The organism is Nocardia sp. 348MFTsu5.1 (assembly GCF_000383535.1).
Classification (GTDB): domain Bacteria; phylum Actinomycetota; class Actinomycetes; order Mycobacteriales; family Mycobacteriaceae; genus Williamsia; species Williamsia faeni.
In genome coordinates this window covers 91,456-105,934 of sequence record NZ_KB911517.1, presented here as the reverse complement: position 1 = coordinate 105,934, position 14,479 = coordinate 91,456, and the positions used below count along the sequence as shown (strand labels likewise).

Sequence of the window (14,479 nt, the reverse complement as noted above, 5' to 3'; positions counted from 1 at the left end):
ACGGCGGGAGCAGTGCCTTGTGCCACGAATGCGGCATGTGGCTGCGGTCCATCGCTACGCATGTAGGACCGATACATGGCGCTCGAGCTCGCCGGCAGCTGTGTTCGATGGACGAGTGAACGGAAGGCGCTGTGCGCGAAACAAAACGCCGCCTATGCGCGGCGCCGTCGACGGCTCGCGTACGACCCGTCTGGCGCAGAACGACCGGTAATTCAGTAGGCCTGATCCGGTCCTAGGTTCGACACGCCGAGCTGAGCTTCGCGGGAAGGAGGCAGACGGTACGCTCGCTCTAATTTCAGATTCCCGAGGGGGGAACATGCCGGCGAGTGCGAAGGTGCGAAATGCAACAAGAAGGGTGATCGAGCAGTCCGACGCGGTCCTTGACCAGACCCAAGCTTCGCAGCGGGCAGCGATCGTGGCTATCAGGAAGTTCATCGACCGCCTCGACGATGCCGTGCCTGCCATCGTGGACGACCGAGAGTTGCGAAAGCTGGTCGTGCACGCCGTCGCGGACTACTACGAGGACCTGTCAATGACGACGACCGGTTTCGTCGTAGGGTTGGTGCGCCGCACGACCGCCACATTGAGCGAGCGCACGGCCCCGGACCAAACCAAGACCTCCGCGTCGAGGCCACACAACGACTACTGACCGTCAACGGCGACAACCCAAACAATGATCTGCGTCCCCCCAGAGTGGTGGCGGGTGGTTAGGCGGCCCGAAGGCCCGCGGTCAGTGACATTTCGCAATCGATGGGACTGAGCATCCCGATCGTGGAGTGTCTTCTCGTAGTGTTCTAGCAGCGGGGGTCGGATGATCATCCACGCCCGCAACACATCCCACGCCAAGATCACAGGCAAATCAGTGCATCCAGGCTAAACAGGGCATTCTCGCACTCTGCCACCGCTGTGAGCGTCGCCGCCAGTGGCGTGTTCCGCAACGTACCTGCAGGTCGGGTCGAATAATGCAGGGCTGCAGTATGTCCCGCCGTTTCGATCGTGGCTCCCCAACCTGGCTGGGCGGAGGCGAAAGTTGGTAGTCTTGGCCCAGATCCTCCAGAACCACTGCAGTCCAAGTGGTCTGGTGACCATGCAGGAAGGTGAAGTAGCCGCGTAGGTCGACCGCGTATTCGTCTCTGAGAACCGTCCAGGATTCGTCGCCGTCGCCGACCGGTAACGCGCGCTGAACCAACATGGCACGCTCCCGGATGAGTGAGCATCGATGATGCCCATTGAGCCGGACCGTACCGGTGCCACCGACACACCCGCAAGGGTCACGATCGCAGCACCGCACCTCCCAATGTCGGGCAGCGGGAGATACGTCCCGGCTCGACCGTATCGCAGATAGCCCAGCGGCCACGCATATCAGATTCGCGACCGATGCCCGACTCATGAAGCCCGGAGGCATCGTGGGATGGTGCCCTGCCAGTATCCTCATGCATCGCCTTGGCCACCCCACCAGCATCAACTGCACTGAACACCGCCACCTCTGACCAGACTAAGCTGAACCCGGTGAGCGCAAACAACATTGACAGCCCGATGACCACCACCTCGACCGAGGTCGTGGTCATCGGCGGCGGCCAGGCGGGATTGGCGGCCGGGTACTACCTGCGCCGCGCTGGGCGCGACTTTGTGATCCTGGACGACCAACTCACACCCGGCGGTTCCTGGCAGCACTACTGGCCGTCACTGCATCTGTTCTCCCCTGCCGAGTACGCACGGCTACCAGGATGGCCGATGCCCACCTGGCCCAACGGTTTTCCGCCGGCACCACATGTCGTGGATTACCTCAGCGCATACGAAAAGAAGTACACGCTGCCGGTGCAGCGGCCTGTCCGCGTGGCCGCAGTCCACCGCACCAGCAGTGGGTACCGCGTCGACACCGACACCGGATCCTGGAACGCCACAGCGGTTATCAACGCCACCGGCACCTGGTCCCGGCCGTTTTGGCCCAGCTATCCCGGGATGCACGAGTACCGAGGTACTCAACTGCACGCCAGTAACTATCGCACTCCCGCACCGTTCAACGGGCAGTGCGTGGGCATTGTCGGCGGCGGCAACTCGGCCGCACAGATCCTGGCCGAAGTCTCCACCGTCGCCGACACCGTCTGGTTCACCACGCGTCCACCGAAGTTCCTGCCCGACGACGTCGACGGGCGCGTCCTGTTCGAGGTGGCCAGTGAGCGCGCCCGTGCTCTCGCCACCGGCGGTGGCGATACCGGGGGCGTCGCCGGCCTCGGCGACATCGTCATGGTCCCGCCGGTCAAGCAAGCACGCGACCGTGGAGTCCTGCACGCACAGCCGATGTTCACCACCCTGACCGCCGACGGGGTCCGCGGCGGTGACACCACCGACAAGCTCGATGCGATCATCTGGTGTACCGGTTTTCGGCCCGCTCTGCGCCATCTTCAACCGCTGCATCTGCGCTCGGACAGTGCAGCGGGAATCGCATTGGACCACAACCACGTACACGGTGAGCCGTCGCTCGTGTTCCTGGGTTACGGCGATTGGACCGGTCCCGGATCGGCCACGATCATCGGGGTCGGACGCACCGCCCGCGACGCCGTCACCGACCTTGTCCGTGATGTCCTCGACTGAGAGCGGTCCGTGGGTGCCAGACAGTCACCCACGCGTCAGTCGGTGCGGCGCTGTTCAAGCATGACGGTGTCGCGCCACACCCGCCCAATTGCGCGACCTTCTCCCGGACGCCCACGGTGCGGTAGCCCGATGCGTGATGCAACGCGATGCTGGCGCGATTCTCGGGAAAGGTTGAGGTTGCAGCATCCACAATCGGGTAGCATCGGCGGCGTTGACCTGCTTGTGCATCAACGCTTTTCCCACACGCCGGGATGACGCCGTCGAGCGACTTTGGCCACGTGCAACGCAAGTGCTCCCATCCGCTCCCCGTCTACGAACGATTCGCCGACCACGCAGTCCTCATCGGCCGGCGGGTCGTGTTCCAAGCCACCGGTCAAACCCCGGAACAATACGCAGACGGACAGGCCTGAAGCTCCTGACACCGACGACGTCCGCGACAGGACTGCCGGTTCGGGCTGCAAACTGATCCGCGCTACTGGAGCTGTCCTCTGCCAGGGTCTGGCGACACACCTAGACCGAGCGCTCGAATCTCCGCCGCGGACACACTGAATCACCAAACGCGCGACTGCTCGATCGCTGCCTCGGCCGCCCCGTCACCTATCCGGAGTGGATCGTGCCCGGTGTAACTCGGTCGGCCAGCATGGCGTGACCCTCGACGTCACCAGATACCTACGGGCGTCGTGGTTTTCGAAGTCCTTGCGACCGCTGGCAACGGGCAAGGCCGGTGGGTGAGCCGCCGACCTGGCGTCATCCGTCATCCGCAGCAGCAGCCCGCATCGGCCAGGAGCAGATCTCGATCTGCCGGCACCTGAGGTTTCGTCGAGACGATGTCGTACTCTGCCTCCGCGACAGCAGAATCGCTCGACGTCCCGGCAACGGTCACGGCACCCGACTACAGGTCCACCTCCACCCCGGTCACGCCGGTGACCGAGCCAACCGCAGCCTTCACCGTCGCCACGCAGTGCCCGCAGGTCATTCCTGGACGGTGTATGTCGTTGCAGTCGTTGACTTGTCTTTCTCGAACTCTCAGTCAGCGTTCCTATCGCAAGCCATATACCCATAGGGGGTATATGTAATGGATGTTGGGTCACATCGCGGGAACCTTGGGTCGATCCAATCGACGGGGGCCGAGGCTGGAGTCCCTGGGCGTGCCTCCTTCATCGAATCTTCACCGAACCACTAGCCAAGCCACATCTGATGGAGGCAGGCTCCGACTTGACAGGACAGTTGCCCCGATAGCCAGTGACATCAGATGGTCCGGATCTTCGCACCGTGCAACAGACTTCGAGGAGTAATGATGACGCAGAAGTGGAATGGCAACATCACCCGGGCTGAGCCGATTGCCCGAATCCTCCCATCGTCCAAGGGTCGAACTCGATGATGAACGTGGATCGGGGTGAGTCCCACCTCGGCGCTAACAACGACCCGGAGCATCAGAGCTCCGGTGGTCACAGTCGTCACCGCCAGATGATGATCGTGTGCTGTATTCCGATTCTGGTTGTCGCTGTCGCGCTGATCATCAGCGCGACGGTGGGAATTGGGAGCTTGGTGTTGGCGCTGGGCTGCATGGGAATGCTGGCGGCGATGATGTTTCCGATGAGAAAAATCTGATTGGTGTGGATCACGATGGCGGATCTCGGTCCCCATGGGGTGCGGATAACCACTGCTGCTCGGACGGGCGATGACGGCCCGGTGCCGCGACCAGGAAAGGTGCCACAGCGAATGAATCGAACCACTGTCCTCGAAGTGGGTGGATTGAACTGGGCGAGCTCGAAAGCCTCGGTCGAGGCCACCCTGCGCCGTCGCCCAGGAGTCACCTCTGTCGAGGCGAACGCTGTCAACCAGACCGCAACGGTCACCTACGACCCGGCGACGACGTCGGTCGTCGAACTGTCGAAGTGGTTGCGGGACTGCGGTTATCACTGCGCCGGGCGCTCGGTGCCCGATCACGTCTGCGACCCGATGTCCGAGCCGGCCGCCGCGGCCGAACAGCACCTCCACGTCCCGCCGCCCGCGGTACCCGCGGCAGCGGTCACACACGAGGCACAGGGACCCTCGCCGCAGGAGATGATGGGCCACGGTGGTGGTCATGCCGGGATGTCGATGGACTCCATGGTCCGGGACATGCGCAACCGGTTCCTGGTTGCCGCGGTGCTGTCGATCCCGATCCTGTTGTGGTCTCCAATCGGACGCGACGTCCTCGGATTCACGGTGGCCGCACCATTCGGTCTGCGCGACGATGTTTTCTCATTCTTTCTGTCGATCCCGGTGATCTTCTACTCGGCCTGGATCTTCGTCGACGGCGCCTACCGGGCGTTGCGGGCGCGGACGCTGGACATGATGGTCCTGGTCGCCGTGGCCGTCGGCACCGGATGGATCTACAGTGCCGCAATCACATTCACTGGTGGCGGAGAGGTCTTCTACGAGGCCGCCACCGTGCTGACCGCGTTCGTCCTGCTCGGCCACTGGTTCGAGATGCGTGCACGCGGCGGCGCGAACGACGCGATCCGTACTCTGCTCGAACTGGCGCCGCCGACGGCGCTGGTGCTGCGCGACCGGGAACCGGTCGAGGTCCCCACGGCCGAGGTCACCGCCGGGGACCTGCTGCTCATCCGCCCGGGCGCGAAGATCCCGGTCGACGGCACAGTCGAGGAAGGGCACTCCGAGGTCGACGAGTCCATGGTCACCGGCGAGAGTCTGCCGGTCACCAAGACACCCGGCTCGGAGGTGACCGGTGCCTCGATCAACACCACCGGCACACTGCGGGTACGCGCGACCAAGGTGGGCTCGGACACCGTCCTCGCCCAGATCGTCGCCCTGGTCCAGGAGGCACAGAACTCCAAGGCGCCCGGGCAACGGCTCGCCGACCGGGCCGCGTTCTGGCTGGTCTTTGTCGCGCTGATCGGCGGCGCCGGCACCTTCGTGGTGTGGCTGCTGGCGGGCGAGAGCGTACAGATGGCGTTGCTGTTTGCGATCACCGTCGTGGTCATCACCTGTCCCGACGCGTTGGGTTTGGCCACTCCGACGGCGATCATGGTCGGCACAGGCCTCGGAGCGCAGCGCGGGGTGCTGTTCAAGAACGCCACTGCGCTGGAGACCTCGGCGCGTATCGACAGTGTGGTGATGGACAAGACCGGCACCCTGACCAGGGGTGAACCGGAGGTCACCGACGTGGTCTGTGTGGGCATCGGCGAAGACGAACTCCTCGCGCTCGTCGCGGCGGTCGAACGTGAATCCGAGCACCCTCTGGCTGGGGCGATCGTCCGGTACGCCACCGACCGCGGTGTCGCGCCACTGCCGCTGGCCGAGTTTGCGAGCGTGCCCGGTCACGGCGCCACTGCCGAGGTGCAGGGTCGACGCGTTGCGGTCGGTAACCGCAAGCTCATGGTCGCCGAACACGTCGATTTCGGTGCGCTGACGGAGCGGCGTGACGAGCTGGCCTCGAGCGGCCGGACCGCGGTGCTGGTGGCCGTCGACGGCCGCGGGGTCGGGGTGATCGCGCTGGCCGATGCTGCCCGGGACACCTCCGCCGCCGCGGTGGCTGCCCTGCACGACCTGGGTATCGAGGTGGTGATGCTCAGCGGCGACAACGAGGCCACCGCACAGCGCATCGCCGGACAGTTGGGCATCGACACCGTCATCGCCGAGGTGCTCCCCGGCGACAAGGCCGCCACGATTGCTGCGCTGCAGCGCGCCGGCAAGAAGGTCGCGATGGTCGGTGACGGTGTCAACGACGCTCCGGCCCTCGCACAGGCGGACCTCGGCATTGCGATCGGTGCCGGTACCGACGTCGCGATCGAAACCGCCGACCTGGTGTTGATCCGTTCGGATCCGCTCGACGTGCCCATCGCCCTGCAGATCGGGCGGGGCACCCTGCGCAAGATGCGGCAGAACCTGGGCTGGGCCGTCGGCTACAACGTCATCGCTCTGCCGATCGCCGCCGGCGTCTTCGAACCCTCACTGGGCCTGGTACTTCGACCGGAGATCGCGGCCCTGTCGATGTCCGGCTCGAGCCTCATCGTCGCCGTCAACGCCCTGATGCTCAAACGACTCAAGCTGCCCACCCCGCCCGAACCACACCCGGCCGCGCCCCGGCCTGTCCCTGAACCCACACCGACAGGTCCGCGGTGAAAGTTGCCCGTTTGCGGGACCGCTTCGCGCCCAATGCCCGAGGCCTTGCTTGATCAGCACGTACACACAGTATGAAAGGAATTCCCGTCATGAAGATGAAGTCCCTCCTTGCGGGTGTAGCCGCGGTCGCTGCTCTGGTCATGTTGACCGCTTGCAGCGACACCAATGACGATCAGTCAGCGCAGAACAGAAGCTCTGCGAGCCTGACCGCCAGCTCGGCGGCCGCCGAGCCCCACAACCAGGCGGATGTGATGTTCGCCCAGCACATGATTCCGCATCACGAGCAGGCGATCGAGATGAGCGATGTGGTGTTGGCCAAGGACGGTATCGACCCTCGGGTGATCGAGCTGGCCAACCAGATCAAGGCGGCGCAAGGTCCGGAAATTGACCGAATGCAGGGCTGGTTGACTGAGTGGGGCCAGAGCATGATGCCTTCCGGCCAGCGCACAACGAGTTCTATGCCGGGTATGGGGATGCCAGGCGATGGTGGCATGGGAATGAACGGAATGATGTCCGCCGAGGACATGGCGGCGCTGCAGAACGCTCAGGGCGTGGACGCCAGCCGGCTCTACCTGACGCAGATGATCGTCCATCACCAGGGCGCAATTGCGATGGCGCAGAACGAAATCGACTCCGGCCAGTATCCTGACACCATTGCGATGGCCCGCTCCATCGCCGACACCCAGCAGCGGGAGATCATCACGATGCAGAACATTCTGGTCTCGCTCTGACACCCGGCTTCGTGGATTTGACCACCCGCCGCTGACGTCATTCGAGGAGATCACACTGAGCACCATCGCCAGCTGCAACGTTTCCGGGATCACCTGCGCGCATGGCGTGAGGTGGTCACCGAGGAACTCGACAGTCTCGATGCAACGACGAGCGTGGACATCGAGCTGGTCCCCGGTGGGGATTTCGCGAGGGTCACCAGTAGCTGGCCATTGTCGCTCGAGCAGGTACGTGAGGCCGGATGTTCGCTGGACGACGCGCACCAACCCGACCCGGCCCTGGGGCTGTCGCCGCAGGTCAGCCGGCGGGGGAGAAGGTGTGAACCGGTGCCGGCGATCACCATCCCCGATTCTCTCCGGGCTCGTCCGGGTGTATCGGGAAGGTGATGGTGAAGGTGCTGCCGGTTCCGGGGCCGTCACTGTGGGCGGTGATGTGACCGTGGTGCGCCTCGACGAGGGCTTTGGCGATCGCCAGCCCGATCCCGGCTCCGCCGTGTTCGCGGTCGCGGGCCGCGTCGACGCGGTAAAACCGTTCGAACAGGTGCGGGAGGTGTTCGGCCGCGATTCCGTCGCCGGTGTCGGTCACCTCGATCACCAGTAGTTCGTGTTGCCGGCCGGCGGTGACCTTCACCCGACCGCCGCTAGGGGTATGGCGCAAGGCGTTGTCGAGTAGGTTGCCCAGCACCTGCTCAAGCCGCTGCGGGTCGGCCCACAGGCGGGGCAGGTGCGCAGGAACACGGGAGTCCAGTGCGACCTGTTTCGCTGCATAGCGGTCGGCCGCGGCGGTCACGGTGGTGCAGAGCAATACGGCGGGGTCCACCCAGGTGGGCTTGATCGAGGTCCGGCTCTCTTCTGCATGGGTGAGTGCGCTGACGTCTTCGGAGAAGCGGGCCAGCCTGCGGGTCTGGTCGCGGAGCATCGTGATCGTCTCGGCATCGAGTGTTTCGACGCCGTCCTCGAGTGCCTCCATGTACGCCTCGAGGACCGATACCGGGGTGCGGATCTCGTGGGCGAAGTCACCGAGAAGTTGGCGGCGGGTGGTCTCGACCGATTCGAGCCTGGCAGCCATCCGGTTGAACGCCATGGCGAGTGCATCGAATTCGTTCCCGAGATGCGGGCGAGTGACCCGAATGTCGTAGCGCCCGGCGGCCACCTCGGTCGCCGCAGACGATACTTCGGTCACCGACCGCTGCAGGCGTCGACTGAAATACCAAGTCACCACCAGCGCGGCCAGCATGGCCACCCCGAGGGCCACCGCCAGGGAAATGGCTGTCGCTGATCGGTATGCCTGCTCGGCGTGGAATTGCTCGTCGGACGAGGCCGGCATCCCGGCGCGGTGCAGGTGCTCGCGGAACAGTGGGGGCCCGACAAACACCGCGACCACCCAACAGGTGGCAGCGCCCGCGATTAACACCATCGTTTGGGCCAGCAGCAGTCGGACGCCGAGGCTGGTACCGCCACGGCCGCGGACCAGGCCGACGCCGCGGGGTCGGACCCGATGGGAGGTCATTGCCCGGTTCCCATCCGGTACCCGATGCCGCGCACGGTGGTGACGTACCGCGGAGCTGCGGGGTCGTCGCCGAGTTTGCGGCGCAGGTGGCCGACATGGACGTCGACGAGGTGCTCGTTCCCGACCCAGGATTCTCCCCACACGGCCTCGATCAACTGGCGCCGGCTAAAGGCCATACCCGGTCGGGACGCCAAGGCCGACAGCACGTCGAACTCGGTGCGGGTCAACATCACCGGACCATCGTCGAGCCACACCTCCCGGCCCGCCACGTCGATTCTCAGTGCCCCGAATACTCGGGGCGGAGCCTCGGTGACGCCCGGCCCGGGTGCCGGTGTCTCGTATGCCGGCGCCGTGCGCGGTCGGCGCAACATGGCGCGGATGCGAGCCACTAGCTCCCGTGGGCTGAACGGTTTGGTGACGTAGTCGTCGGCGCCGACGGACAGCCCGATGATGGTGTCCATTTCCGCGCTGCGGGCGGTCAGCATCACCACGTAGGCGTCGGAGAACGTCCGCAGTGCGCGGCATACCTCGATTCCGTCCATGCCTGGCAGGCCGAGGTCGAGGACCACGACGTCGGGGTCGATTTCCCGGGCGAGGGTGAGCGCATCGACACCGTTGTAGGCGACGGCGACTTCGAAGTGTTCCCGTTCGAGGTAACTGGCGACGACCGCGGCCAGCGGGCGTTCATCGTCGACGACCAAGGCCCGATATCCCGAGGCGCTCTCTCGCGACAGCGGCGACGTGTTGTCCATGGTCTCCATCGTCGCCGCTGTCCTTCCAGTTCCGGTACGCGTCGCCCCGACCCGACCTAATCTTCAGCGAAACTACATAAAACCCGCACCGATTCACCGCATCCGGACTCCACGATGGAGTGCAACGAGAGGTGACCGGCCATGATGTGGTGGAACAACGGGATGGGCTGGGGTGGCTGGGTGCTGATGGTCCTGCTGATGGCCGCGTTCTGGGGGGTTGTCATCGTCGGGGTCGTGGCACTGTTCCGCACTGTGGGCATTGGCCGGCAACTTCCCTACGACACCGACGCCCACAGCAGGCCGAGCGCGAAGACGATCCTCGACGAACGCTTCGCCCGTGGGGAGATCGACGCCGAGGAGTACCGCATCCGCCGAGACCAACTACGCACTGGGCATGACTGAATGGCCCACCGAAGTACCGCACGGCAGCGTCGTTCGTTCCCGGGGTGCCTAATCCGCGGCACGCCTCGATGCCCGACGTAACCCGTGGCTGCAGTCCAGTCGATCTGGTGCCTACGAAGGAACGTGAAGTAGTCACGTAGTTCTAAGGAACGTGAAGTAGTCACGTAGGTCTAAGGCGAACGAAGGGATCGTCGTCGGCGAGCGTTCGATGACTGTCGGGTGTGCCAGGAATGCTTCTGCCGGTTCGACGACCGCATATGTGTCATCGAGCACCGTCCAGGATTCTTCAGCGTCGCCGACCGGTAACGCTGCTGAACCACCATGGCGTGCTCCCCGATCAGTGGGCATCGATGACACCCGTTGCTCCGGAACATAACTGGCGCCACCGACTGGCGCCTTTTACGCGAGGGCCAAGAACAGTTTCTCGAGTTCAGCCTCGGTCATCGGCGCCTGGCCGGGGTCGGCACCGTTGATGCATTGACGCATTCCGGAGGCAACAATTTTGAAGCCGGCGCGATCGAGCGCCCGGGAGACCGCGGCGAGTTGGGTGACCACGTCCTTGCAGTCCCGTCCGGCCTCGATCATGGCAATCACCCCGGCCAGTTGGCCCTGCGCCCGCCGTAGCCGGTTCAGTACCGCGCCCATTGCTTCTTCGTCACCAGTCATCTGTAAGGGCCTCTCTCGTGTCACCGTCACGGACCAAAGTACCCCTGGGGGGTAATGGGCGGACGACGGGCGTTGTTTGACCGATCATACCCCAGGGGGTATTGTCTCGCCTCAGAGTATATACCCCCTGGGGTATTCGTTTGGATGGTTGAAGGAGTTGTTGCGCGATGGCCCGCAGTGCATCTACTGAAAGTCAGCTGAACTCGCCGCCACTGTCACCGGGCGCACTGGGGCGGTGGGGGGCGCTGATGGCGGGGCACTCACGGGTGGTGTTCGGGGTGTGGCTGTTGGTGCTGATCGGGTTGGGTGCGGCCGCGCCGTCGGTGTTTTCGTCGTTGGCCGGTGCGGGATGGCAGGCCAACGGTTCGGAATCGGTTCAGGTGCGCGAGTTGGCGCAGCAGCATTTCGGCGGCAATTCGTCGGCAGCGGTGCAGGTGGTTGTGCACTCGGACCGCGACACCGTCCAGAGCCCGCGGGTGCAGGACGTGATTGCTGAGGCCACTGCGATCTTTCAGGGAGATTCCCGGTTCGCCGCGGTGGTGGCTCCGCAGCCGGGTATGACCATCAGTCCCGATCAGCACACGGGCATCATGATCGCCGGTGCGAATGCGAACACTGACGACATGGTCCGTGCGGTCGACGACATCAAGGGTGATCTCACTGATCTGTCGGGGGACGGTATCGAGGTGTATCCCACCGGTGCGTCTGCGTTGTGGAGCGATTTCAACAAGGCCAACCATGAGGCGATGATCAAGGCGGAGCTGTTTTCGTGGCCTGTCACGTTGGCCATCATGGTGTTGGCGTTCGGCTCGCTGGTGGCGGCGGGTTTGCCGCTGCTGTTGACCATCGCCGGCCTGGTCGCCTCGGCCGGTGGGCTGGTTCTTCTGAACCAGGTGACACCGATCTCGGTGTGGGCCATGAACTTTGCGATGATGTTCGCCCTGGCCCTGGGAATTGACTATGCGCTGTTTATCGTCTCCCGGTTCCGCGATGCGATGGGGCGCAATGACAGCAAAGCGGCGGCGGTGGCCGAAACCATGGGCACCGCGGGCAAAGCTGTTGTCCTGTCCGGTATCACCGTGCTGGTGAGTTTGTCGGCGGTGTTGCTGGTGCCGGCGCCGGCGGTGCGGACGATGGCTGTCGGGATCATGCTGGCGGTGACGTTCGTTCTCGTTGCCACGTTGACTCTGTTGCCCGCGACGCTCGGTGCGCTCGGATCAAAGGTGAATGCGGCATCGTTGCCCTATGCCAAGCGTCAGCAGCATCGTTCACCGTTGTTCGCACGCTGGGGCACCATGTTGAACAACCATCCGTGGCCCTTTGCCCTGGGTTCGTTGGCCGTCCTGATCGTCCTTGCGATTCCGGTGATCGGCCTCAAAGTGGCGATGCCGTCGATTGCGGTGGTGCCGCAGGATGCTCCGGTGCGACAAGGCTATGAACTGGTCCAGCAGCAGATGGGCCAGGGCGCTCCTGGCATGCTGCAGATCATCGCGCCCTCGGCACAAGCGCAGCAGGTGGCAGCGGCCGCGGCGAACACGCCGGGGATCGAAATGGTCACCCCTGCGCAGCCGGCCGCTGACGGTGCGGACTACGTGATGCTGCAGGCGCTGCCCTCGGTGGACCCGTCCGATGCGCACATGGCCACCATCGTGTCCGACCTACGCGGTGCCCTGCCCGCAGATGCCGTGGTGGGCGGCGCCGCAGCAGAGAATCTCGACCTCCAGCAGGCACTCAACGACTATCTGCCACTGATCATCACCATCATCTTGGTCTTGGGGTTCGTGCTGCTGCTGGTCGCGTTGCAGGCCCCGCTGATCGCGGTGATCGGGACCGTGGTGAGCCTGCTGTCGACGGCTGCGGCGTTCGGTGTTGCCAAGCTGATCTTCCAGGATGGGCATCTGTCCGGGCTGCTCGGCTTTACTCCGCAGGGCTTTCTCGACGGCTGGGGACCGGTGTTCTTTTTCGCCATGATCTTCGCCATCGCCATGGACTACACCGTCTTCCTGCTCGCCACCGCCAAAGAACACTATGAGCGCACCGGCGATCCGGCGACCGCGCAAATCGACGGGATGGCGCATTCAGGGCGCATCATCTTCGCCGCTGCCGCGGTGATGGTGGCGGTGTTCTTCACCTTCGCTCTTGCAGATCCGTTGCCGCCCAAGGAAATGGGCATCATCCTCGGTGTTGCGGTCCTGCTCGACGCCATCTTGATCCGGCTGATGCTGCTGCCGGCACTGCTGCGGCTCACCGGACGGGCAGCCTGGTGGTCGCCGACCTGGCTCCAGCGAATCCTGCCCTCGATCACCTTCTCCCACTGAGCACACCCCAACCGACATGAACTGAAAGGACTCGAACCGATGAACACTGACACGACTCGCAGAGCATGGACGGTGGAGCGAGCGGTTCCGCTACTGGCCGGGACCATGGTGCTGGTGAGCCTGGCGCTGGCAACTGTTTTCTCGGGTTGGTGGCTGCTCCTCACAGTCTTCGTGGCCCTGAACCTGGTGTTCTACAGCATCGCGGGGTGGTGCCCTGCCAGCCTGCTGATGCATCGACTGGGCCTGCCTCGGCAGTGTGACATCCTTCAATCCGCAGACAAGTAGTCAACCCGAAAGGAAAACTGTTATGGCGCTTGCTATTTCAACCACTCTGAAACTCCCCTTCGACGAGGCCGTCGCCAAGACACGGGCAGCACTGGCCGATCAGGGATTCGGCATCCTCACCGAGATCAACGTCAAGGACACTCTGAAGACGAAGCTCGACGTCGACATGGAGAACTACCTGATCCTGGGCGCCTGCAACCCGCCCCTGGCCCACCGCGCGTTGGGAGTCAACCGCCAGATCGGACTCCTGCTGCCCTGCAACGTCGTCGTTCGCACGGACCCCGAAAACAGCTCGTCCACCATCGTCGAAGCCATGAACCCCGACCTCATGGTCGAGGTGTCAGGGGAAGCCGGGCTCGTGCCGGTCGCCCAGGGTGCGACAGAAAAGCTCACAGCAGCCATCGCCGCACTCAACGCCTAACCACCACCGATACACGCCGAGCGCCGTCAGCGCGCTGCAAAGGAGCATCCCGTGACCACCATTGAGTTCTACTTCGACCCCGCATGCCCCTTCGCCTGGGCAACCTCACGCTGGCTGATGGACACCACCCAGCGGCGCACCATCGATATCGGCTGGCGGCAAATGAGTCTCGCCGTCCTCAACGAACGAGCCGACCTCAACGACAAGCAGCAACACCACATGGAAGTCTCCCGGAAACTGGGCCGTGTCCTGGCCGCCGCGCACAACGAAGGCGGCGACGCCGCCATCGGAGCGCTGTATACCGCGCTGGGACAACGGATCCATAACAACGGTGAACCCGTCACCCCCGACATGGTCGCGGCAGCATTGACCGACAGCGGCCTGGACCCCCAACTCGCCGATCAAATGACCAGCACCTTGTATGACGGCGCGGTCCGGGTCGCACACCAACAAAGCCAAGACAAACTCGGCGACACCGGCGGCAGCCCCATCACCTGCATCGACGGGCAATGCTTCTTCGGGCCAGTCCTCACCGCCATCCCCGGCCGCAGCGATGGCGACCAACTCTTCGACGCCATCGCAACACTGGCACGCACGCCGTCGTTCGCGCAGCTACAGCGACCACACAACGGACCGCCGGACTTCTCCAACGACTGACGAAGTCCCCCGGA

14 protein-coding genes and 2 pseudogenes are annotated in these 14,479 nt (G+C 64.4%); 11 read left to right on the top strand and 5 right to left on the bottom strand.

Going from position 1 to position 14,479, the window contains the following annotated elements; all coding sequences use genetic code 11:
• Window positions 1-355 precede the first annotated feature (355 nt).
• Window positions 356-649: a hypothetical protein gene (locus tag H290_RS28985; protein WP_020108142.1), complete on the top strand. Its 294-nt coding sequence runs from the start codon at window positions 356-358 to the stop codon at window positions 647-649.
• An 887-nt stretch (window positions 650-1,536) separates the two neighbouring features.
• On the top strand, window positions 1,537-2,595 hold the full coding sequence (locus tag H290_RS0117595; RefSeq protein WP_020108141.1) for an ArsO family NAD(P)H-dependent flavin-containing monooxygenase: 1,059 nt from the start codon (window positions 1,537-1,539) through the stop codon (window positions 2,593-2,595).
• A 35-nt stretch (window positions 2,596-2,630) separates the two neighbouring features.
• On the opposite strand, the pseudogene H290_RS31725 reads toward H290_RS0117595, so the two are convergent.
• Window positions 2,631-2,898: pseudogene (locus H290_RS31725) on the bottom strand (N-acetyltransferase family protein); the annotation flags it as partial.
• A gap of 8 nt (window positions 2,899-2,906) precedes the next feature.
• Here H290_RS31725 and H290_RS31720 point away from each other — a divergent pair.
• Window positions 2,907-3,005 (top strand): annotated as a pseudogene (locus tag H290_RS31720) (phosphate transport system regulatory protein PhoU); the annotation flags it as partial.
• A gap of 482 nt (window positions 3,006-3,487) precedes the next feature.
• Here the strand turns inward: H290_RS31720 and H290_RS32055 are convergent.
• Window positions 3,488-3,571 (bottom strand): cation transporter, encoded by an 84-nt coding sequence (locus tag H290_RS32055; protein WP_155976913.1) that lies wholly within the window; start codon window positions 3,569-3,571, stop codon window positions 3,488-3,490.
• A 401-nt stretch (window positions 3,572-3,972) separates the two neighbouring features.
• On the opposite strand from H290_RS32055, the gene H290_RS0117585 reads away from it, so the two are divergent.
• From H290_RS0117585 to H290_RS0117575, 3 genes are all read left to right on the top strand, one after another.
• Window positions 3,973-4,206: a hypothetical protein gene (locus tag H290_RS0117585; protein WP_020108139.1), complete on the top strand. Its 234-nt coding sequence runs from the start codon at window positions 3,973-3,975 to the stop codon at window positions 4,204-4,206.
• A gap of 111 nt (window positions 4,207-4,317) precedes the next feature.
• The gene (locus tag H290_RS0117580; protein WP_028463335.1) at window positions 4,318-6,726 is read left to right on the top strand and encodes a cation-translocating P-type ATPase; all 2,409 of its coding nucleotides are present in this window, start codon (window positions 4,318-4,320) and stop codon (window positions 6,724-6,726) included.
• Between the two features lie 89 nt (window positions 6,727-6,815).
• Window positions 6,816-7,457, top strand: coding sequence for a DUF305 domain-containing protein (locus tag H290_RS0117575; protein ID WP_028463334.1), 642 nt, complete (start codon window positions 6,816-6,818; stop codon window positions 7,455-7,457).
• A 334-nt stretch (window positions 7,458-7,791) separates the two neighbouring features.
• On the opposite strand, the gene H290_RS0117570 is transcribed toward H290_RS0117575, so the two are convergent.
• Both H290_RS0117570 and H290_RS0117565 read right to left on the bottom strand, forming a co-directional pair.
• Window positions 7,792-8,964 carry a cell wall metabolism sensor histidine kinase WalK gene (locus H290_RS0117570; protein ID WP_020108136.1) on the bottom strand — a complete coding sequence of 391 codons (1,173 nt, stop codon included), beginning with the start codon at window positions 8,962-8,964 and terminating at the stop codon, window positions 7,792-7,794.
• Complete coding sequence (locus H290_RS0117565) at window positions 8,961-9,725, bottom strand: response regulator transcription factor (RefSeq protein ID WP_020108135.1); 765 nt, start codon at window positions 9,723-9,725, stop codon at window positions 8,961-8,963. The genes H290_RS0117570 and H290_RS0117565 overlap by 4 nt, the downstream gene beginning before the upstream one ends.
• A 132-nt stretch (window positions 9,726-9,857) precedes the next feature.
• On the opposite strand from H290_RS0117565, the gene H290_RS0117560 reads away from it, so the two are divergent.
• Window positions 9,858-10,118, top strand: a complete 261-nt coding sequence (locus H290_RS0117560; protein ID WP_020108134.1) for an SHOCT domain-containing protein — start codon at window positions 9,858-9,860, stop codon at window positions 10,116-10,118.
• Window positions 10,119-10,517: 399 nt separating this feature from the next.
• On the opposite strand, the gene H290_RS0117555 is transcribed toward H290_RS0117560, so the two are convergent.
• Complete coding sequence (locus H290_RS0117555; RefSeq protein WP_020108133.1) at window positions 10,518-10,784, bottom strand: metal-sensitive transcriptional regulator; 267 nt, start codon at window positions 10,782-10,784, stop codon at window positions 10,518-10,520.
• 167 nt (window positions 10,785-10,951) lie between these two features.
• Here H290_RS0117555 and H290_RS0117550 point away from each other — a divergent pair, with 167 nt between their 5' ends.
• Genes H290_RS0117550 through H290_RS0117535 form a run of 4 tightly spaced genes read left to right on the top strand, consistent with a single transcriptional unit; the run spans window position 10,952 to window position 14,465 of the window.
• The gene (locus H290_RS0117550; protein ID WP_081631623.1) at window positions 10,952-13,102 is read left to right on the top strand and encodes an MMPL family transporter; all 2,151 of its coding nucleotides are present in this window, start codon (window positions 10,952-10,954) and stop codon (window positions 13,100-13,102) included.
• Window positions 13,103-13,141: 39 nt separating this feature from the next.
• On the top strand, window positions 13,142-13,387 hold the full coding sequence (locus H290_RS0117545; protein WP_028463333.1) for a DUF2892 domain-containing protein: 246 nt from the start codon (window positions 13,142-13,144) through the stop codon (window positions 13,385-13,387).
• A 22-nt stretch (window positions 13,388-13,409) separates the two neighbouring features.
• Entirely contained in the window at window positions 13,410-13,808 is a 399-nt protein-coding gene (locus tag H290_RS0117540; RefSeq protein ID WP_020108130.1) for a DUF302 domain-containing protein, read from the top strand.
• A 51-nt stretch (window positions 13,809-13,859) separates the two neighbouring features.
• On the top strand, window positions 13,860-14,465 hold the full coding sequence (locus tag H290_RS0117535) for a DsbA family protein (RefSeq protein ID WP_020108129.1): 606 nt from the start codon (window positions 13,860-13,862) through the stop codon (window positions 14,463-14,465).
• Window positions 14,466-14,479: the final 14 nt, after the last annotated feature.